Here is a 20129-nt window from a genome sequence, read left to right as displayed (position 1 = left end):
AACATAGTACATCATTATACGCCGTATATCAAGTCATTCTATATAAAACTTATATAGAATGTGTATATATAAGTTTTATATATCATCAAATAGAAACAATCTATATTTCCCATAGCCTCTTCTATGCGACGTATATATAAAGCGTACATATGATATGTCAATTTGACACTTCATGTAATTTACATTTTCATAATATTTTTTTTACCATTATGATTACATGAAATAAAAATATAAAAAAAGTTTTTATTTCATCATCAAAAAACCTATATATCACCTAATTATAACTTTATAAACCTTATATATACGACTTACATATACACTGTATATTTAACACTATATATTTCAATAACTAATACCTTCTTAATTGTCATTTATATATAAACAAAATATAATAAAGTGTATATACAAAGCTTATATATAAGTTTTGTATATACACTTTACATATAAATGATGAAACACGCCTGCATTTTAATAATTTGCACTACACTCATGTATTTATGTTGATAAATGCTTACATTTTTTACACAGTTCACTTCTTGTTAAATTAGAGATTGTTAATGTTATGTTAATTGTGTTACTGATCCACCTAAATATATGTGTAATGAAAAAAAGACGGTCTATATACGAACCCGATTTCTTATCAATTTCAGTAACTTTTAAAAGTTTATTAAGGATGATTGTTAATTTCATATCCACAAAATCACTAGGTTATTTAGTTAAATACTTTATAGATTAGAATAATTGAAACTTTGCTTAGATCTTTCTAACATTCTTACTCTATCAATTTCATATAAACAAAAAACGGTTCCTCAAGTTTGTTACATAGGTTTACAATTTAGTGAATGAGAATTCTATAGAACTTAGATTAATATACAAAACCTATGAATGTACTTGAAATGTACCGTTGATAAGATAGAAATAACATTAATTTTCCTCTTACTAAATCGCCGTTTCAACACGGGTGAGGGAAACTAAAAACTAAATCCCCAAGATAAACCAGTATTAAAAATAAACATCCAATCAAATAATAAATAAAGAAAATCATCCTTGATTCCCAAAATCCTTTTATAATTTTTGAATAATTGTAATCCATCAAAATTTTAATATCTTAATCGGCTTCGTGTTAGGACGGCATAGTATCACTTTATTAGTAACTTTTTCCTGAGTAACTGTTAGTTACCTAGTAGTACTTCGCCCTAACAATGAGGGGAATCTAATAAACCCCATGAGGCTAATGATTTACTATAGATTTTTAAAGATCATTACCACCACAACTTTGGGGTACAAGAATAGGTATCTCTAGAAAAGAAATTCTCAAATTCATTTTTTCTTATTTTACAATCAATATTTAGATGTAATAGTATATAAAATACTACTGATTTTGTTTAAATTTAATTATAAATAAGAGGTGTATATAGTGCCGCAGAAAGTGTATAAATATAAAAGGGCAGGTACCCAGAAATATTTTCATCTAAAAGAAGCAGACATATTTGTTTTTACAGTTTTATATTACAAAAGAGCTCTTACAACAAGACAAATCACAACGTTATATAGTGCATTTGAGAGAAGAGAATGTTCAGAAGCTAGCATATTCACAAAGCTAGATCGATACTCACAATACGGCGCTATCCTAACTAAAAAGATTGATAAAAGAGAGGATAGTATAACAAAACGAGCTTCATTCTCTTTAAAAGAAAAAGCTATTGAATTCTTACAAAAAATAGGAAAACTTCCACCGAATGTTTCTAAAAAAAGATATTCACGTGTAATTACACTTCATACTTTATGTGCACGTGAAGTTTTTGTACGTACTCTACTAGCTATTACTAAAAAGACATTTAGTAATGAAATATTAAATGAGTTAGATATCCGTTCCTATTACCTAAAGAAAAACATGACAATTCAAGAGACTCAGTTACCTTTGATTCCTGATGAACACATTTCATATCATAATAAAAATATTTATATAGAGATGGATATGTGTAAAGAAACTAACGCTACCTTAGTTGAAAAAGTAGGGAAGTACATAGATTACGCGCAAAAAACTGATAAAAATGTAACGGTTGTTTTTGTTCTTTATGACAAGTCGATGTTCCTTGCGCAAGATGTAGAACCACCATACGTACGTATGAAAAATCTCTTATTTTCTATGCGAGAATATCATGAACATTTAATGAATCTACCAAACCTAAATATGCACATCTGCTCTTTGAAAGAAGCTGGAGATGTTATTTCAGATATCATTCTAGGAATAGATGATAACCAAAACTTTGAACAAGATATTCTTTTGCCTTTATCTCAACGCACAGTAGGAGATGTCGATTGGCGTTATGCATTTGTTGAAAAAGTTCAAACATTTACGGAAACAATAGATGGTGGTCTTAGACGAACGTATAGGAGAGATAAAGATGTTATGCAAGATTTCTTCTTTATTTTTGGGAATGAAAATGATTACCGAATGATTGCTAGATTAGACGATGTTGTGTTTTCAAGAAGAGAAGGTGATGAAGGGGTACCACTTGTTGTAATCTATCCAAAGCGCAAAAAGGCTAGAGATATACTTTTAATGGACACTTATGACAACGTATTACTGCTATCCCTCCAAAATGAAGGTGTTACTATCGACGCGGATGAACAGATCATGGCGCGTACTGCAAATAACATACACCCGAAAAGACGCAAACTTGTTGAATTATATTAATTGTTTATTTTTTATATACTCTTATACAATTTTATTGATTTTTATTATTTAAGGTGATAGAATTACGTTTGAACTAAACACTAAAAACTACAATCAAATCAGAACATATGAAATTAAGGCAAGCGACACACGCTGTTTTTACAGTGGGTGTCGCTTGCCTTTTTTTATATGGAGAAAGGTGGAAAATCAAAATGGATTTACAATATGCAACTACTACTGGGGAAGTGCTCTCTGCTAGAGAAGCATTTAAAAACCCGGAACTAGTCCTTAATCATATTACAAAAGAGGGAGCAACGTTTAGTGTTTCTCTACAAGATATCCAAATTCCAGGGAAACCAAATTTCTATTGGTACGATGTCATAATTGAAACAGCAACTGATAAAAAAATCGAGGTAAATATCGCGGTACTTTCACAGGAAGAATACAATCAACTCTGTGAAAGAGAGAGTATTGATTTATATTTAAAACAAACTGAAGATGCAGCAAAATTCTTTCTCGAAAAATCAAAAGAACTATTCCAACCAGAATTCAATAATCGATTCCAGTTTAAGCATAAAGCTCAACTATATCTGTAAGAAGTAGGTGAGCCTATATGGAGACATTTAAACAACGATTACCGTTATTTACTACAATCGGCTTATTTAGCGGATTTATTCTTTCATTTGGATTCGGTTTAGTAAACTACATCAAGTTACTCTACTATGCATTTGAACCACCGTCTTATCCTATAGAAATTACATATGTACCTCTTATTTTAATGTTCTTCTCTTTACTACTAGGAGAATTTAGCTTTAGGTTTTACAGCCGTATTCCAGCTTTGCATGTAGAGAATGGTAAATTAATAATTTTGATTGCTTCTCATATTGCGGTCGATATTCAATTTTTATGGTTTGCAACTGCTCCAATCCATGCAAAGGTTGTTCCTTATCTAACGGATAAATCAAAACATCTTAATTTTGGTGAGTATGAAGCCTTAGGTCATGTCTTAACAGGCAATTTCCACACACTCACTATGATTTTTGTATTTTTACCAACAGTATTTATGATTTTGTTTACACTTTGGTATAGTGGGCATATTGTTCGTTACCGAGAAGAGATATTAAAGTGGTTACAAAAATACGAATATAAGAATCACAAATTACAAAAATGGTTTAATAACCAAGAAGAACAAATATATCCTGATGTAGAAATTGGACCGCATATTGAACATAAAGAAATGGTCCGGATTAAAGGAAAAGATAGAACGTTAAATGGTATCATTATTGGTCCAATTGGTTCTGGTAAAACATCTAGTTTAATTATTCCTATGATAAATCAAGATTTACACTGGATGGTACGTTTCATAAATAAGTTTAAAACTGCGTATAAAAAGAATGATTATGATACAGAAGAAGTAAAAGGAACATTTTTAAATGGTGTCACTGTTATTGAACCTAGTAATGATTTATGTCAAAAAGTATTTAAGTTAGTACAAGCACATAAGATCCCAGCAAGCTCAGTTTATTACATTGATCCAACTAATCCTGATACCAAGAATATAAACATTTTGCGGGGACCAGTTGATAAAGTTGCAGAGGTTTTCGCAATGGTTATTCAAGGTTTGTCTGAATCTAATAATGCATTCTTTGAACAAGCGCAGCGTAACCACCTTAAACAACATATCTATTTATTAAAGCTTCACAATCCACAAAAAGATGTTACCTTCGACGATTTGATTGAGATGTATGACGATGTAGAACGTGTTCACCGTATGCAAAAACTATTAAAAGTACAGGTCGAAAAGTTATATGATTTTGTTCAAAGTGGCGCTGCTTCACGTGACCAAAAAAATGAATATAAAATTATAAAAGGTATTGATGAATGGTTTGATAATACCATTCGTGAAAAAATGGATTTTCAAGGTGAAGCAGCGGTTTATAAATCAGGAAAATACCGCGGACAACCAATGCATTATGACAGAGAAGAAGAATATGTAAAAGGTTTACGCAACATATTAAAAGATTTAGCTTCAAACGTTTTAATACGACGTGTTTTATTTGGAAAATCTGATTTTGATTTCGATGTCCATTTAGAGCAGGGTGGCATTCTACTTGTTAATACTGCAAAAGGGGAATTAGCAGACCTTTCTAACGTATTAGGAAAATTTGTATTGCTGAGTATGCAGAATGCGGTATTCCGTAGAGAACCAAACGTCTCACCTTACCATCATATAATTGTTGATGAGTTCCCGGATTATGTTGTGCGGCCGTTTAAAGAATTCCCTGCCCAATCTCGTAAATATAAAGTAATTCTAACAATCGCTAGCCAAACACTGTCCCAATTAGCTCTCGACTTCACAGAACAATACATGTTTACCTTATTAGGTTCATTCCGTAACAAAATGATATTTGGCGATGTGACACCATATGATGCAAAAATCTTCTCTGACATGTTTGGTGAGAAAGAGGAATTTAAAGAGGCGGAATCCGAACAGGGCATTTCTCCTATGCAAGAGAATCCAGTTAGTCGATTAGGATCAACCTATCAAAAAACGAAAGAAGTTGTTATGTCACCAGGAGATATCATGGCACAAGGTGCATTCATCTGTGCTGCTCGTATTGTACAAGACAATCATGTCCAACCCGTACAACAAATTACGAGTAACTTTGTACCAAAAGAAGAATTTGCTCAAGCTATTACACAGGTAGATGAAGGGATGGGCCGATATTGGGAAAATGAACGTCTTCGTCTTATTAATGAATCTATTGCAAAAGCAAATCCTATGAAGCATGTAGACGCAGAGAACATGAAGAAAATACAACCTTTGTCATCTATGCAAGAGATTATGATGGAGCAAGATAACTCTATAGAAATAAATGGGGAGCAACAACACATTGTATCATTGGAAGATTATAAGGAAAACAAGTCTCAAAATGAAACTCTACCTAATGATCCTGCAGAAATGAGCCAGCAGGGAAATGTCGGTGATGAAATTGAAAATAAGTTGTATGAAGATATTAAGGAATTTATTATCGAATCACAACAAGTCTCGCCATCTCTTCTGCAAAGAAAATTCAAGATTAGCTACATGAAATCTATGCAATATATTGAGAAGTTAGAACAAAATCTAGTTGTAAGTTCTTACACAGGGGATGGTCCTCGTAAAGTATTAATTTCAAATAATAGTAGTACATCAGAAGAAACAAGTGTTATTACTACTCATTCATCTGACAATACTATTTCACCGGAAGTAGCAATTCCAATTGAAGGCGAAGGAATCGAACAAGAGGAAACTAGCTCCTTTAAGGATATTCTATACGACGATGTTTTAAGTTTTGTGAAGGAATCGGGAAGTATCTCTATTTCTGTACTACAAGACACGTTTAAAATTAGTTATACACGTGCATCGAGATTAATAGAAGCCCTACAACGAAATGGTGAATTGCCAGTAATAGCGGAAGAAACACATGTAGAAAGTATAAGCTCTGAAATAAAAGAACCGGTCGTGAAAGAAGATATTAAAGAAACCATAGATATAGAATTACCTCCTATGGAAGAATGCTATGAAATAAACATGGAGGTAGCAGAACTAAAAAAAGAATTATCTATTACTATGTTAGAGCAAGATTGGAATAAAGATTCTATTATTCATTCCGAGATTCCTGATGAGATTGAACCGCTGTTTGAAGAATTCCCATCTGATGGACTTCCCGTTACAATAATAGAACCAGAAGAAACACATGTAGAAATCAACACGGTTCAAATTGAAGAAACGCTTAATCAAACCGAAGAAAACAAGCTAGATGAAGATGTAGCAAAAGTTTACGAATCTATTAGTATTACAGTTCAAGAAAACTTAGAAAAAAATAGAGAAGATCATTCGAAAAATAATGAGAAGCAACCCGAATATAAACCTATGAGTTACAAAGAACGCCAAGAGCACTTAAAATCTCAGCAAAAAAATAAGAATAACACTTCGCAGTCGCTACTTAATAAAATTGAGAAACCTAAGCAAAAAACATCGAACGTAATGAGTAAGGAATTAAATAATTTCTTTGATTAATAGTTTGTAAACCTCAAATTAAATCTAGTATTGGTATAGTCAGCATTTCAGAAAAATCACGCTAAGCCAAAAATAAAATAAGCTACCCCTATAGGCAGCTTATTTTATTTTTGGCTTAGGAAGTAAAAGCAAACTTTTTCTATCCAAAAGAGGCTTATTTTTTAAGCAGTTTCTTAATTCGGATCAGTAATTGTACCTGAAAATAAAGGGAAATTCGCATGATAAAACATTTTTACATCTTAAAATCCCTTTATTATAAAGATATTTGGTAGTATTTAATTAGCCTTTAACTTAACCTCAAATTTAGGGGAGATGTATAAATGAACATCGGTAAACAGATACAATACTTTCGTAAACGGGATAACATGTCCCAAGAGAAGTTAGCAGAAAAAATTCATGTTTCCAGGCAATCTATTTCTAACTGGGAAAATGAAAGGAACTATCCAGATATTCATAATTTACTAATGATGAGTATTCTCTTTAATGTCTCCCTGGATGATTTAGTTAAAGGAGATGTAAAGATCATGAAAGAAGAACTTCAAAAATCAACTTTCTTTAAGTGGAGTTACATCATGTTAGCATTAATGATTATACTTCCTATTTCTATTGCACCTGTATTTTACTTTTTTGGTTATTATGGTCTTATAATACCTGTGGTACTTACGGTTTTGCTTATGTTTTCATTACAGCAAGTTGAAAACATAAAAAAAGAGCATAATTTAAAAACTTATCGTCAAATAGTTGATTTTATAGAGGGAAAACCTATAAGTGAAGTAAAGCCTAATATAAAAGATAAATTATTAAAAATAAGTTTGATGCTTGCAAGTGCTTTAATTAGTTATAGTTTGATTTATTTAGGATTGAGTGTATTTGGAAGATAACTTAGAAAACTATTGAAAGTCCTCTGGATTGTTTAACTGGAGGACTTTTGTGTTTTACATAATTATCGAAGTCGGAAGTTATTCAATAACTTATAATCACAAATAAATTATGAAATGAATGCAAGATAATGACGGACCATAAAGAGTTAGTCTTTTTATACACGTAACCAAAAATCAATCCAAGTAATAACACATAGCAATGAGACCATAAATCCCAAAATTCCCCGCGATAAAGCCAAACTGGATAATGAACGACTAAAAAAAGAACAGCCGTAATTCCATTGGCTCTCCAAAACAAAAAACGCTTTTGTAACTCATTTAGAATAAAACCACGGAATACAATTTCCTCTGTTAATCCTGCCAGTAAGAAGACATTTAAATAACTATTCAGAGGTAAAATGAAATGAAAGGATTGATGATTGATTAAATAAATCTCTATAGTAAAACGTATACCAACTAACAAAGAAAGGAGGATTCCCCACACAACACCCCGACGAAGATTTACATCTAGCTTCATGTAACTTATAGGGTTCCGATAATGATAGTATTTAATATAAAGCCAAACAGGGACAATCCAAACTGATATTTTTACAAAAGCACTCAAAAAGGCAGCAATGTTATCGTTAAATAATTGAATATACTGTACTAACCAAAGTTCTTTTAATGACCAAGCAATATAAAATAAGACAAGATAAAGCAGGAGAGTATGTACACCTAATGGTTTTTCTTTTTTACGTAAAGATGTTTCAGTAATCATTTGTTCCTATCCCTTCTTCAAGATACTCTAAGTTTTTAACCATATTATACCATTTAGGAGAAACTATGTATTGTGCCTTTTTGGTTGTATACACTATACATGGTTGGTTAACATAACGTCTCATTATTGGTAGCAAGGAAACAGGGGAATCCTTACTCTCAGAAGGAATCCCCTGTTTTATTTTCTATAAAGCTATTCATCTTTTTATACATTCCTATTATGGCACGGTTTTAGGTTTCTCGTTTGTTACTGGATTACTCGAAAAATTGTATAAAATTTTGCATACTCTTAGCGTGGTTTTTTCCGAAATACTAGCGGTCCCCCTAGTAAGGCTGCATTCTAGATTTTGAATTAACCTATAGCAAAATTATGATTTAAAAATTATTCTTGCATTTGAGTAAATAGAGAACACTGAAGGTAACGAAGAACAGCATAAATATAAGCGTATGAGTTATAAAGAGCGCCAAGAGCATTTAAAAGCTCAACAAAATAACAAGAACAACAATACACAATCACTACTTAATAAAAATGAGGAACCAAAAACCAAGGCATCAAATGTTATGAGTAAAAGCCTGGATGATATATTTGGTAATATCGAAAGCTAACTCTTTAATATTCAAATCCTACATCTCGATTAACTTATATAATTTTTAGAAGACCCATCTACTTAAAATATGATAAAATAAAATCAATTGTTATGTAAAAAATATACACAAATAGAAATTAATAGAATAGAGGCTGATAAATATCAAAAAATCTAATAATTTATTGCACTGTACCCTAATGTTTATAGGCGTAGTTTTCCTTTTGAGATTTTTTGAATACTTGTTTAATATTACAATATATACTCAAATGAATGATTCTTTTATAATAACCCTGATTTTTTTGATAATGTTTTTTCTCCCTACAAAAGTAAGACAGTATATGCTAAAAAAAATTCATTGGTCATTTTTTACTGACCTTAAAAATTACTTATATGTATTTGGGGGATATATCATTGTATTTGTTTTATCACAGTTAGGGAGTTTGATCTCTATAATAAATCAAACAATAGATTCCGAAACAATACAGATTACATCCATGTCCCACATAGCAGTATTTATTTTAGGGGTGGCTATTATGACACCCTTTTGGGAAGAAATGTTTTTTAAAAGAATCGTATTAGATACATTAGATTGTTACATACCATTTTGGCTTAGTGTCTGCATAGTATCCATTATTTTTGCATCATTACATAGCATCCCAATGGAATATCGTATTTTCCCATTTATCTTGAGTGTTGTAACTAGCTTTATATATAAAAAAACAAATTCATTATTAGCACCCTTTTTTATCCACTGTCTATGGAACTTAACCAGTATTATTTGAAAGAGCCCTTTTTACAAAGGGCTCTCTTTTAAACTGGTACTCTATCAAGAGTAGTAATTCTCTTATTCACTGTTTCGTCAGAAATAAGCTGTCCAATTGGATTATATGTTTTAACTCTTATACGATAATCTTTTACTACAGTATAATCTTTGAATTGACGACTTGATGAATACACTTTAGAGCCTCCAATTTTAATTGTAGCTCCTTTATACGAAAATGATATCTCTCCTGTAACTGACGAAGTACTACTTAATGTAACAGTTCCCTTATACGTTCTAGAAACTAAGGATTGAGAAACAATACTACTTTTATACTGATTACAAGTAGCACATAAAGGTTTTGGATCTTGGATACCGAAATTTGCTGGATTTAATACAGCATTTTCATCTAAAATTTCAATTTCATATGAGTTTTGAGGTTTTGTTTCAGCTGAAGCAGAGGGAGTAAACCCTACTAAAATAGGTATTGCCAATAATGAAGCTGATAGACTCGTTATTACGCTTTTCTTTAACAAATAAATCATCCTCCTTTATTATTATTCAACCAAAAAATAACATATTTATATCAAAAATGGAACATTTTGTTAAAACTTTATATATAAAGATCGAAAGGCAAATATTGGGATACCAAGGATTATTACTGTTTTTTATTTCTCCACTTAATGTAACTGTAACTTGTATTATAGATTTAATAATATTTCTGCTAACAATTTTTCTATTAAACTCAAACTAATTTTATACTTGCAAAAATCACGCGATACCATTATATTTGTATTATTAACTATATAAATAAATTATAATTTACGTGAAGGACACACCTTACGTACCATCCCAACGGTACAGGTGTGTCCTTTTTTACGTTCTAGGAGGAAAATATAATGGCAGAAGATAAGACAAACACTCAAACTGTAGAAGAACTTGGAATGGCTTTTGAAACAGAGAATCCACAAGGTGACACGTTGTTAGAAACAAACTTTAATCAATTTAAGCGAGTACGTGATCATGAACTAGAGGAATTAGCCCGTATGAAACGTGAGCGTACTGTAGGAAAAGGCTTGATTACAGTCGTATCTGAAAAGCTATTCCCAACTAAAAACGGAAAGTCTGAGCGTATACAAGTACTTACAATGCAAATTGGTACTCATACAACAGCATATTGTCCCATTACAGAGGCAGGTATAAATGTTCCTAAAAATCCTCAATGGCTAGTTGGTAGAACAAAGCCTTTAATCATTGAACACTTCCAGAAAACGGAGGAAGGCAACTTTGCTGTTGTATCTATCACAGCAGGGGAATTGGCACTTCAAAAAAGATTATATGAAGAAGTAACAGCACAAGAGGGCAACAAGGTATACACAGGAACCGTTTCAGGACATATCCCATCTGCACAAACGGTCTTAGTTGAAGTGCATGGTGTAACAATAGGTGTAAGATACTCACACTGGTCCTATACATTCGTTCGTCCGGAGGATATTGTCATTGGTGATGTTGTTGAACTTATCATCGATAAAGTAGGGGAAAAGAATGGCCGTTATGAATTTAGAGGAAATAAAAAGAAACTAGAAACAGATCCAATTGAAAAATTGTTAGAACTAAAGAAACGCCGTGACCGATTTGTAGGTAAAATTGTAGGGGTAGACGCTATTGCGGGTATTTTCGTAGAGGTTGCACCAGGAATTCAGTTTAAAGGACTTAAGAGCCGTAATCTTGCCAATCCAACTGTAGAAGATGCAAAAAATCAAACGATTGTTACATGTGAGCTGCTTAATATCGACGCCAAAAATAGAAAAGGTACAGTCCGTATCCTAAATTATCCGCAGGGACAAAGTATAAAAACTAATTCGTCAATTTTCCAATTTTAATGGATGACTATGCGTACAATAGAGAAACAATTGCCTACTTATGTCCCTTCTATTCCTCATTTATCAAGTGAGGATGTACAGGGACTTAAAATATATCGAATACATGAACTGGATAAAACCTATGTATTCCATTCTTTTGACGAATTGGTTAAGTTTAAGCAGCGTTTAACAGAAGAACAGTATACCGTACTTGCTTTCATCGGTGTTCATACATCCGTTCGATTTAATCATTTATTATATTTATTTAAGAATAAATATTCACGTAAGAAAATAAATGATGCACTTCAAGGATTACTTTACTACCGTTTAATTGAAAAATGGCAAGTGGAGAGTTTTGATATGGAGATCTTTGAAGAAACGTATACGTTATCCGGTAATGGTTATAAACTCTTAAAATACTGGCAAGGAAATATGTTCTTCTTTGCTCCAGAACGAATTGATAATCACGGTAAATATGTTCACCTACGTTATTGGCACGATATAGATTTAATCTGCCATCTGCGTTATGCTCCATCGTTTTTAGGTCATATCATGCATCCTTCTATTAGTAAAGGGGTTTTTACCCCTCCTTTAAGTTTTGCAGTGCAAGGCGGAGTAAATCACATATTTAATTTCGTTGTATACTCCACTCTACTAACAGATAAAAAGGATCGTTTAAAACAAATTATTGCTCGATGGAAAGATTTCGTAGAATCAGGAAAAGATGTTATTATGCAAGATTTAGGAAACACCCCTACAGTGTTAGTTATATATGTTTCTACTGAAAACCAAGCAAAGCAAATTAATAATGAACTATTACTCGACCTGCTCCCTGGTAAAGTATTGTTATGTATAGGAGAAACCTTGCACATACAAGGATTGCAACATGCATTTTATGAGCCCCTTGCAGAAGGGGAGATTAAACAATTAAATACAAAGTTATTCATAACAAACTAAGCCACCCCTGCACTCTTAAGGGGTGGCTAGTTTTCTTATATAAGCTTTAGAATTTCGTAATGTAGGCTAAACCTTTTTAAGTAGTTTTTCCATAAATTCATTATGTAACTGTATACCCTCGTGATATAGACTATTAAACTTATCTAGTGTATCTTCTTCTTCCATAGTAGGATCAAAATAAAGTATATCTGTAGCATCCCTTAATTTCGCCCCAGCTTTTCTAAATATTTTTTCTTCTTCTTCTAATTCTTTAGGCGGAATTGCAGTTAACACTTTATCAAGATGCTCCTGGGCTTGCCTCATAAGAGCTTGTACAGATTTTTTATCTTTCGCAAATGGTTTATCATCTTTAAAGCAAGCAAGAAATGCTTTTAATTCCTTAGAGACAATCGATATATATTCTTCTTTAGTAATACGTCTATAATCTCTATTTTTTTCATGAAGTTTGTTTCGTGCATTTTCACCTAATTTTTCCTCGAAGGAATTTGAGTAGTTAGACATTTCATCTAAATCTTTTTCGCTAGTGTTATCAAACATATTGGTTGATTTACTGGTTAATTCTGGCATTTTATTAATTTCATTAATTAACATTTTAGAGTACTTTTTATAGTCTTCATGTGCTTCTTTAAATTCAGAAGGAGCATTTATTTTTTGAATTTTATTAATGAGGGAAATAGCTTTTTCAGCATGTTCTTTTCTCTCATTAAATGATAGAGATTTGTCACTCGCCTTCTCCATCTCTTCACCAGATTCATGTCCTACCTTTGCTATTGCTTCAATATATTCTTCTTTAGATACTGAACACGCTGCTAATACTACAAAACACATAATAGCAGTAATAATTTTGTATAATTTCATAAATCCTCCTATACTTACATAAAATATTATTTATATTCATTATTTTAACATATACAAATAAAAAGAAAATAGAATGTCATAATTACCATTTCAAATTGGTAGCAAACAGTCTTCTCATTAAAAACACTTTAGAAAATTAATTATCCTGTATCTGCCCCTATACAAATTACGGATTTTACGAAATAATATTCTTTGACACCTTTATACAGAAAAAACAATATATAAAAATATAGCTATTTGTGTAAAGGAATATATTTGAAAGGGGTAACACATTGCTACGTATACAACGAGGGTACATGTATGATCCAAATGATAATGAGGTCATTGTGAACGAAATTTTCTACAACGCTGCATCGGAACAAAAACTAGGAAGTAAAATGGGCGTTTTTACTGCAGACAAGCTACCTACTTCTATTTTTGAAAAGATCCAAGAAAACGCAAGTATGTCTTATATGGAAAGTATGGAAGTAAAAGAAGAAACTATTCAAGATATTTTTTATTATTTAGAGCAAAATCAAAAGCCAGAAAAACTTTATTTTGAAATGCAGTACATGGACTAATAGCAAGAACTGAAAATAAGAGGGGATTTTCAGCAGGAGAAACAAGGGAGCTATTATTAATACATATAACAACCGCATAGAAGGTCCCTTCTTATCTTCATTCTAGTAAAAACAATTGAATATCATATAAAAATAGATTAATATAAACGTATATTTATTGTTTAATTGATTCCGTTTATTCCCACACCTTATTGTGTTGTGGTTGAGTTGTAGAAGCAAGTTGTGTCTTGTTTCAATTGTGAAAGGGCTTCTTTGAGCCGATTAGTGTATATATAGCTTATTTTGCTATGCACATTTTTAATCGACTTAAAGAAGCCCTTTTTGTGTTGTCTTTAAGTTAGGAACTATATGTATTAGACCATTTGGGATAAAAGAATAATTAGAGGAATTTAAGCACATTTTCAAGGTGCTTTTTTCTATATTGAAGGTGGAATTACAAATGAATTTTTTTCAGGTTAGTTATGGATTAAATCTTGCTATAAAAATTATTGCAGCAAATAGTCCATATGAAGCAGTAGGATTTTATTTAATGGAAGCGCAAAGTGAATATGGTGAAGTGGAGTACGTTAATATTCAACTATTAGGTTTGCGTGAGCGGGTAAAGGTAGATTATGGGCATATGGCAATCTATGAAACCGTAGAGGGAATTTATCATCGTCAAAAAATAGTATATTTTCCTTGTGTTATAGCAAATTTACTACCATAAATTTAATAAAGTAGGTGTATATTATGGATGTTGAAAAAAATTTAAAAGAGATTTTATATTGTAAACAACTTATGAGGGGTATGTTCTCTTTATCAATTGAGGGAATTAAATATATAGGTAAAGGGACAGTTTATATGTATTTTGCAGTAGTTTCAGAGCATGAACCGAATGTTTTCTATCGTATAGATAAAGCTCTTGATACATTCAGGTTTGAAAAAGGCTCCTGGGTCTACGCTATTACACTGTAAAAAAGAGAATTTAGAGAATATCGAATATTAAAAGCGGTATGAAATTACAACCAAATCCAGGACCTTATCATATCCTAATTTTGTTAAGAATTTCTGAACTCTCCACTTTTAAGAACAATTCATAAAAGAGACATAGTACAGTAAAGATAGAATGGAATGAAGTTATAGAAAATATGAGATTTATATATACATAAAGAACTTGTTGCAATGCTAAAAGCACAAGGAATTAGAAAATGTAAACCTGAGAGGAGTACTACAATATGATTACAGTTAACCGAGGATATATGTATGATCCAGATGATAATGAGGTCTTAATTACCGAAATTTATTATGAAGCTGCTACAGATACTAAATTAGGAAGTAAAATGGATAGCTTATCTTACTCAGCCATTCCTAATGAGATTAAAGAAAAAATAGAAGCAGCTACTTCATTATCCTATGTGGAAAGCGTTGAGATGTCTCAGCAATTAGCTATCGTATATCAAAATGAAATTAACATGTATGGAAAACCAGAAAAATTATACTTTGAGTTAACTAGTATATAAGAGGGAAAAAAGACATTGGACGTATTTGTTCAATGTCTTTTTTATTAATTTATAGAGGAGAATATAAAATGAATATCGTAACTGAAATAGAAACAAGTCTTTGGACAATTTGTGTAGGGGATATTTTTAGCAATGGTCGTATGCCGTACCATCTAAAAGTGTGTAGAGATAATAAAGTTGTTTAATTTATAATAAAGTCCTTTAAAAAATAATTAAGTTGTTTACTTCTTTTAGGATTAACGAAGTAGTTTAATGGAAGAAGAATTTATAGTAAGTGTTATAATAATCAATAACTTAAACAAAGGGGGAAGCATTTTTGCACAAACTCAATGCATTAATACCAGAGCTATCAGTTTCAGATATAGAGCAAAGTTTAAATTTCTATTCGGAAATTCTCCTGTTTAAAATTGAATATCAAAGACCAGAGGATAAGTTTGCTTTACTGTCTTTAAATGACTGCCAGATTATGATTGAAGAAGTAAATGATCATTGGAGTACTGGGGAGTTATCTTATCCCTACGGAAGAGGAATTAACTTTCAAATTATCATAAATGATATTGATCCACTATATAATAGTTTGAAAAAGAACGAGTATCCAATTAAATTTGGTATTCAAGAGAATTGGTATAGAGCTGATACTAAATTAAAGGGGCAAAAAGAATTTTTAATTATGGACCCTGATGGTTATCTATTAAGATTTGTTCAAAATTTAGGTGAAAAAGATGTTGAGGCAGATTAAGATATGTAAAATAGGATGAAAATTTAGTAAATGGAGCAAGCTACTTTTTTCAATAAGAGGCATTAGTTGAAGAAGAATTAACCAACTTTATTATTTTTATAAATTACAGGCTACAACAATTAAATTTAATTTTAAATAACTTTAAAACCACCTACAAGTTAATTTAGTAGGTGGTTATTACATTTCTTAGACTTAAAATTAAACAACTTTATTGTCACTGAACACATTGTTAGATCGATTGCATAATTCGTGCGAGTTCTTTTTCTAAAGCAGCGGGCTCGTTTGCATAATTGTAAATCCCTAAAAACTTCTCTATAGCCTCTGGATGGGAACTGATTAGCTTATTGACAGCATCCTGTTGTTCAGATATGCGTTCATTCTTCGAAATTTGGCATCCCATGTGAAACCGAACCATAAACTCATCTTCTATTGCCTTTTGATATTCTTCAGACATTTGATTTGATTGATCGGATTGTGCCTTATATTTTGATAGAATATTGGATAATATACGTGCTCCATATATAGCATCATGGATACCCTGCACCATGCCAGGATCTTTAAAACAAACTGCATCTCCAACCAACGCCCATCCTTTTCCCATTCCTTTATACCAGTAATTATCATATCCGAGAATGCCTTTGACCGGTTCTACTAGTTCTGCATTTTTCAAGCGCTCCCCAATTGTTGTATTTGGAAAGTTTTCTGTAAAGAAATTGAGTAGACAGCTTTCCGGATTTAATTTTAACTGTTCTATCAATTCCTTATTTTCTAATGGAAAAATGCCGACAATTACATATAAATCATCATTCGTCGGAAAGAGAATGGCTGTATTATCTTTTATCTTGTATACTTCAAATTTAGGGACATTATCGTGGCGAAATCCAGAGAAATACCCGAAATAGATGCCGACTGTTGCCGGAATACTTATTTTGAGTTCACTTTTTACCAGCTTGCGAATAATAGAGGATCGGCCGTCTGCCCCGACTACCAGGCGAGCTAAAAATTCTTGTTTCTCGTTGTCGCCGTCTAAACCTTTCACGCCTATCACTGTTTCGTCATCACGGATGACATCCGTCACACGAAATCCTTCTAAAACAGTTACATTCATTTGGGATTTGGCTTGTTCAAGTAGAATATGATCGAGATAAGTTCTTCTAATACAATAACAACTTTCCTCTCCGTAAACCTCGGGCATGAGACCTTCTATCACGGTATCCTCAAATTGAAATTTAATATCCCGTACCGGCGGTGCTTTTGTTTCCAATAACTTGTCCATGACACCGATTTCTCGAAGAAGAGCGACAGTATTATTGAAAAAGGTATGGGTTGATAATGTGTCTCTTGGAAAATTCGCTCGGTCCACTAACAACACATGGAAACCTGCCTTAGCAAGATAAATTGCCAGGGTAGAGCCGGCACATCTAGCACCAGTAATAATGACATCATACGTCTTATTCATCGTATCACTCCATTTTCAAGTACAATTATTAACTTGCTTATCCATTAGTAGAGTTCTAAAGTTAATGCCCCTACGAGTTAAAGTAATGGGGAAAATTGATAAGAATGCACTACATACATAAATTATGGAAGCTAAAACGAAATAAGTACAGAAAAAATTGGACATATAACTTACAATTTATATACATTTATATAATCATAATGAAGCAAAAGACGCATTATGTATATAAATAATAAAGTTCTTTAAAACATAATAAAGTCGTTTAATTTACAGAAGTAATTAAACGACTTTATTGTCAGGTATTATTGCATAAAATAATCAGGAGACATATTATAAGTGTTATTCAACTTATCCCAGAAGGAATTATCAGGACGTTTTATACCCCTTTCATACATTCCTATCAGAGTAGGGTTATAGTTTAGTTCGTTCGAAAATTGAGGTATTGTTAATGATTTACTTTGTCTAAATTCTCTTAGTTTCCAACTTTTAATTGATTTCAAAATTTTTAACACTTCTTTTATTACGGTTTATTTTTAGTATCTCATAAGTTAATGATATATTGTAAAGATTTAACATAGTATTTTAAACCACTTTATTTTCACTTGAGTAACATTATATGGTGTAGAAATGCTGGTTTATCCAGTGGAAATTAAATATCTATATTATCACTGGACAAAAAGTTGTAAAAATTGAAGTAGATGATTTGACGAAACCAGACGATGCGAAGATATATAGTATACCTGTTCATCCTAAAAATCATAGAAGACGTATGAAAATAATGGATGTATCAGAACATATTTCTTATCGAGCTTGGTATTATAATGAGTTTTGGAGCAAATAATATACTATGGATGAAAGAGTGTTACGGTTGTTTCACTCTTTTTTACTTGCATTAAAAATAAAGATAGCTTAATATACAGATATATTTATTGTTTAATTGATTCCGTTTATTCCCACACCTTTTTTGTGTTGTGGTTGAGTTGTAGAAGCAAGTTGCGTCTTGTTTCATTTATGAAAGGGCTTCTTTGAGCCGATTAGTGTATCTATAGCTTATTTTGCTATACACATTTTTAATCGACTTGAAGAAGCCCTTTTTGTGTTGTCTTCAAGTTTGGAGTTATTGTATAGCCAGCACTTTAGGCAATGATTTTATTAATTAGGGGGAAACATCATGAATTTAGTCATGGAAAAATCACAAAGGAAATTACAAAATGATGCTCATTTACATGACATTATTAAAGAAATTAAAGAACTAGCTAATCCTTTATGGATCAGTTCTGTATCAATGTTGCAAGCGCACAATCAAAACTTCAATACGAAAGCTACGACATTTAAGGATATTACCATTTCTGATTTAAGAGATTTGAAAGTAAGTTTAAGTCTCATTTATGCAGCAAGGAATATCAGTTGTAAAAGTATAGAGGATTTGAATAAGCGTCTATCCATTCAATCAGGAAAAGATATTACTTCCTATGAGGATTGGTTGCTTCATGAAAACAGAGGAATTATATGTGAAATGATTGATGAATTTCGAAAGAAAGAGTGGAAACACCCAGATTCGAAATAAAAAGTAATACAGGAGGATTATTATGACGAATATAATGGAAAGTTTACAAGCTGAATTTCCGTTCGAACAATTAGGTTGGAAAATTACACATACATTTGAAAGCCAAGGTCGTTTTTTTGCGTATGTAGCTCCATTTGTTGACGCACGCGCCATTCAGGACCGATTTGATGAAGTATTCGGTATTGATAATTGGCAAGTGTCGTATGAAAAATGGGGTGAGAAGGCTACAAAATGTACCATTTCAGTGTTTTTGAATGAACGTTGGATATCAAAAGAGGATGGCAGTGAAGAATCTGATTACAATGCTGTAAAATGTGGATTTTCCAATAGCTTAAAAAGGGCCGCAGTCCTTTGGGGCGTGGGAAGATATTTATATAATATAAAACCACATAAAGTAGAGCTTACTACACAGGGTAAGGGGAAAAATGATATCTATGTTTCTTATCAAAGGAATGGATATTATTTTACACCACCTACTATGTTACAGCAAAAAAATAAACAAGGAAGTTCACAGAAGGAACCATCGAATGTACAGCGAAGTCTGGAATTATTAATTAAAGACATACAAAAGCTAGTAAAGCCGTTAGGAATTACATCTACGGATATTTTGCGTGCCTATAATCACAATCATAATGCACAGGTTAGAACATTCGAAGATACAACAATTGGTGGATTAGAGGACATTATAACTCGTTTGCAGTTGATTCATGAGGCCATAAATATAAGCCATGGGAATGAAGAACAGCTTAGCCGTTGGTTATCGACTTTTATACCTGGAGATATTACGTCCTTTAGAGAATGGTTACTTCATGATCATACAGAAGCCATTCATCAACTCATAGAACAGTTAAAAAAACAACAAAGCGCGTAAAGCTTTGTTTTATAGCAGGGAAACGAATGA

The 20129-nt window shown here is 31.9% G+C and carries 19 protein-coding genes; 14 read left to right on the top strand and 5 right to left on the bottom strand.

What is annotated here, in order from left to right:
- Nucleotides 1-1417 precede the first annotated feature (1417 nt).
- The 4 genes from MR112_RS23205 (at nt 1418) to MR112_RS23190 (ending at nt 7624) form a co-directional block, all read left to right on the top strand.
- Nucleotides 1418-2701 carry a replication-relaxation family protein gene (locus MR112_RS23205; RefSeq protein WP_242245470.1) on the top strand — a complete coding sequence of 428 codons (1284 nt, stop codon included), beginning with the start codon at nt 1418-1420 and terminating at the stop codon, nt 2699-2701.
- A 107-nt stretch (nt 2702-2808) separates the two neighbouring features.
- The gene (locus MR112_RS23200) at nt 2809-3276 is read left to right on the top strand and encodes a hypothetical protein (protein WP_242245469.1); all 468 of its coding nucleotides are present in this window, start codon (nt 2809-2811) and stop codon (nt 3274-3276) included.
- A gap of 17 nt (nt 3277-3293) precedes the next feature.
- Nucleotides 3294-6743, top strand: a complete 3450-nt coding sequence (locus MR112_RS23195; protein ID WP_242245468.1) for a DNA translocase FtsK — start codon at nt 3294-3296, stop codon at nt 6741-6743.
- Between the two features lie 320 nt (nt 6744-7063).
- Nucleotides 7064-7624 (top strand): helix-turn-helix domain-containing protein, encoded by a 561-nt coding sequence (locus MR112_RS23190; RefSeq protein WP_044307473.1) that lies wholly within the window; start codon nt 7064-7066, stop codon nt 7622-7624.
- 82 nt (nt 7625-7706) lie between these two features.
- Here MR112_RS23190 and MR112_RS23185 read toward each other — a convergent pair whose 3' ends face one another.
- Nucleotides 7707-8381 carry a CPBP family intramembrane glutamic endopeptidase gene (locus tag MR112_RS23185; protein ID WP_242245467.1) on the bottom strand — a complete coding sequence of 225 codons (675 nt, stop codon included), beginning with the start codon at nt 8379-8381 and terminating at the stop codon, nt 7707-7709.
- A 783-nt stretch (nt 8382-9164) separates the two neighbouring features.
- Here MR112_RS23185 and MR112_RS28990 point away from each other — a divergent pair.
- Entirely contained in the window at nt 9165-9749 is a 585-nt protein-coding gene (locus MR112_RS28990) for a CPBP family intramembrane glutamic endopeptidase (protein WP_370658496.1), read from the top strand.
- 28 nt (nt 9750-9777) lie between these two features.
- On the opposite strand, the gene MR112_RS23170 is transcribed toward MR112_RS28990, so the two are convergent.
- Nucleotides 9778-10272, bottom strand: coding sequence for an LMxysn_1693 family intestinal colonization protein (locus tag MR112_RS23170; protein WP_242245466.1), 495 nt, complete (start codon nt 10270-10272; stop codon nt 9778-9780).
- Between the two features lie 354 nt (nt 10273-10626).
- On the opposite strand from MR112_RS23170, the gene MR112_RS23165 reads away from it, so the two are divergent.
- A complete protein-coding gene (locus tag MR112_RS23165) occupies nt 10627-11610 on the top strand; it encodes an RNA-binding protein (RefSeq protein ID WP_242245465.1) in 984 nt (327 codons plus the stop codon).
- A gap of 9 nt (nt 11611-11619) precedes the next feature.
- Nucleotides 11620-12546 (top strand): hypothetical protein, encoded by a 927-nt coding sequence (locus MR112_RS23160; protein ID WP_242245464.1) that lies wholly within the window; start codon nt 11620-11622, stop codon nt 12544-12546.
- Nucleotides 12547-12612: 66 nt separating this feature from the next.
- Here the strand turns inward: MR112_RS23160 and MR112_RS23155 are convergent, their stop codons facing one another.
- Nucleotides 12613-13404, bottom strand: coding sequence for a hypothetical protein (locus MR112_RS23155; protein WP_098925041.1), 792 nt, complete (start codon nt 13402-13404; stop codon nt 12613-12615).
- A gap of 296 nt (nt 13405-13700) precedes the next feature.
- Here MR112_RS23155 and MR112_RS23150 point away from each other — a divergent pair, with 296 nt between their 5' ends.
- The 5 genes from MR112_RS23150 (at nt 13701) to MR112_RS23130 (ending at nt 16202) form a co-directional block, all read left to right on the top strand.
- Nucleotides 13701-13964: a hypothetical protein gene (locus tag MR112_RS23150; protein ID WP_149215799.1), complete on the top strand. Its 264-nt coding sequence runs from the start codon at nt 13701-13703 to the stop codon at nt 13962-13964.
- Between the two features lie 439 nt (nt 13965-14403).
- Nucleotides 14404-14670 carry a hypothetical protein gene (locus tag MR112_RS23145; protein ID WP_098481788.1) on the top strand — a complete coding sequence of 89 codons (267 nt, stop codon included), beginning with the start codon at nt 14404-14406 and terminating at the stop codon, nt 14668-14670.
- A 23-nt stretch (nt 14671-14693) separates the two neighbouring features.
- Entirely contained in the window at nt 14694-14918 is a 225-nt protein-coding gene (locus tag MR112_RS23140; RefSeq protein WP_242245463.1) for a hypothetical protein, read from the top strand.
- A 260-nt stretch (nt 14919-15178) separates the two neighbouring features.
- Nucleotides 15179-15463, top strand: coding sequence for a hypothetical protein (locus MR112_RS23135; RefSeq protein WP_242245462.1), 285 nt, complete (start codon nt 15179-15181; stop codon nt 15461-15463).
- 316 nt (nt 15464-15779) lie between these two features.
- Nucleotides 15780-16202: a bleomycin resistance protein gene (locus tag MR112_RS23130; protein ID WP_242245461.1), complete on the top strand. Its 423-nt coding sequence runs from the start codon at nt 15780-15782 to the stop codon at nt 16200-16202.
- Between the two features lie 229 nt (nt 16203-16431).
- On the opposite strand, the gene MR112_RS23125 is transcribed toward MR112_RS23130, so the two are convergent.
- Both MR112_RS23125 and MR112_RS23120 read right to left on the bottom strand, forming a co-directional pair.
- Nucleotides 16432-17661, bottom strand: coding sequence for an NAD(P)/FAD-dependent oxidoreductase (locus tag MR112_RS23125; protein WP_061655368.1), 1230 nt, complete (start codon nt 17659-17661; stop codon nt 16432-16434).
- A 302-nt stretch (nt 17662-17963) separates the two neighbouring features.
- Nucleotides 17964-18173: a helix-turn-helix domain-containing protein gene (locus MR112_RS23120; RefSeq protein ID WP_229196313.1), complete on the bottom strand. Its 210-nt coding sequence runs from the start codon at nt 18171-18173 to the stop codon at nt 17964-17966.
- Between the two features lie 659 nt (nt 18174-18832).
- On the opposite strand from MR112_RS23120, the gene MR112_RS23115 reads away from it, so the two are divergent.
- Both MR112_RS23115 and MR112_RS23110 read left to right on the top strand, forming a co-directional pair.
- Nucleotides 18833-19228, top strand: coding sequence for a hypothetical protein (locus MR112_RS23115; protein ID WP_048534068.1), 396 nt, complete (start codon nt 18833-18835; stop codon nt 19226-19228).
- A gap of 22 nt (nt 19229-19250) precedes the next feature.
- Complete coding sequence (locus MR112_RS23110; RefSeq protein ID WP_242245460.1) at nt 19251-20099, top strand: Rad52/Rad22 family DNA repair protein; 849 nt, start codon at nt 19251-19253, stop codon at nt 20097-20099.
- Nucleotides 20100-20129 lie beyond the last annotated feature (30 nt).

Origin of the sequence: Bacillus cereus group sp. BfR-BA-01330 (genome assembly GCF_022663885.1) — a bacterium.
Lineage (GTDB): Bacteria > Bacillota > Bacilli > Bacillales > Bacillaceae_G > Bacillus_A > Bacillus_A cereus.
The sequence above is the reverse complement of the archived record's forward strand: the minus strand, read 5'-3'. Positions and strand labels throughout refer to the sequence as shown.

Bases quoted from the DNA above. Each gene is read 5' to 3' on its own strand.
- MR112_RS23165 (WP_242245465.1), top strand. From the start codon at position 10,627: ATGGCAGAAGATAAGACAAACACTCAAACTGTAGAAGAACTTGGAATG.
- MR112_RS23185 (WP_242245467.1), bottom strand. From the start codon at position 8,381: ATGATTACTGAAACATCTTTACGTAAAAAAGAAAAACCATTAGGTGTA.
- MR112_RS23150 (WP_149215799.1), top strand. From the start codon at position 13,701: ATGTATGATCCAAATGATAATGAGGTCATTGTGAACGAAATTTTCTAC.
- MR112_RS23155 (WP_098925041.1), bottom strand. From the start codon at position 13,404: ATGAAATTATACAAAATTATTACTGCTATTATGTGTTTTGTAGTATTA.
- MR112_RS23195 (WP_242245468.1), top strand. From the start codon at position 3,294: ATGGAGACATTTAAACAACGATTACCGTTATTTACTACAATCGGCTTA.
- MR112_RS23115 (WP_048534068.1), top strand. From the start codon at position 18,833: ATGAATTTAGTCATGGAAAAATCACAAAGGAAATTACAAAATGATGCT.
- MR112_RS23125 (WP_061655368.1), bottom strand. From the start codon at position 17,661: ATGAATAAGACGTATGATGTCATTATTACTGGTGCTAGATGTGCCGGC.
- MR112_RS23135 (WP_242245462.1), top strand. From the start codon at position 15,179: ATGATTACAGTTAACCGAGGATATATGTATGATCCAGATGATAATGAG.
- MR112_RS23190 (WP_044307473.1), top strand. From the start codon at position 7,064: ATGAACATCGGTAAACAGATACAATACTTTCGTAAACGGGATAACATG.
- MR112_RS23110 (WP_242245460.1), top strand. From the start codon at position 19,251: ATGACGAATATAATGGAAAGTTTACAAGCTGAATTTCCGTTCGAACAA.
- MR112_RS23200 (WP_242245469.1), top strand. From the start codon at position 2,809: ATGAAATTAAGGCAAGCGACACACGCTGTTTTTACAGTGGGTGTCGCT.
- MR112_RS23140 (WP_242245463.1), top strand. From the start codon at position 14,694: ATGGATGTTGAAAAAAATTTAAAAGAGATTTTATATTGTAAACAACTT.
- MR112_RS28990 (WP_370658496.1), top strand. From the start codon at position 9,165: ATGTTTATAGGCGTAGTTTTCCTTTTGAGATTTTTTGAATACTTGTTT.
- MR112_RS23145 (WP_098481788.1), top strand. From the start codon at position 14,404: ATGAATTTTTTTCAGGTTAGTTATGGATTAAATCTTGCTATAAAAATT.
- MR112_RS23170 (WP_242245466.1), bottom strand. From the start codon at position 10,272: ATGATTTATTTGTTAAAGAAAAGCGTAATAACGAGTCTATCAGCTTCA.
- MR112_RS23160 (WP_242245464.1), top strand. From the start codon at position 11,620: ATGCGTACAATAGAGAAACAATTGCCTACTTATGTCCCTTCTATTCCT.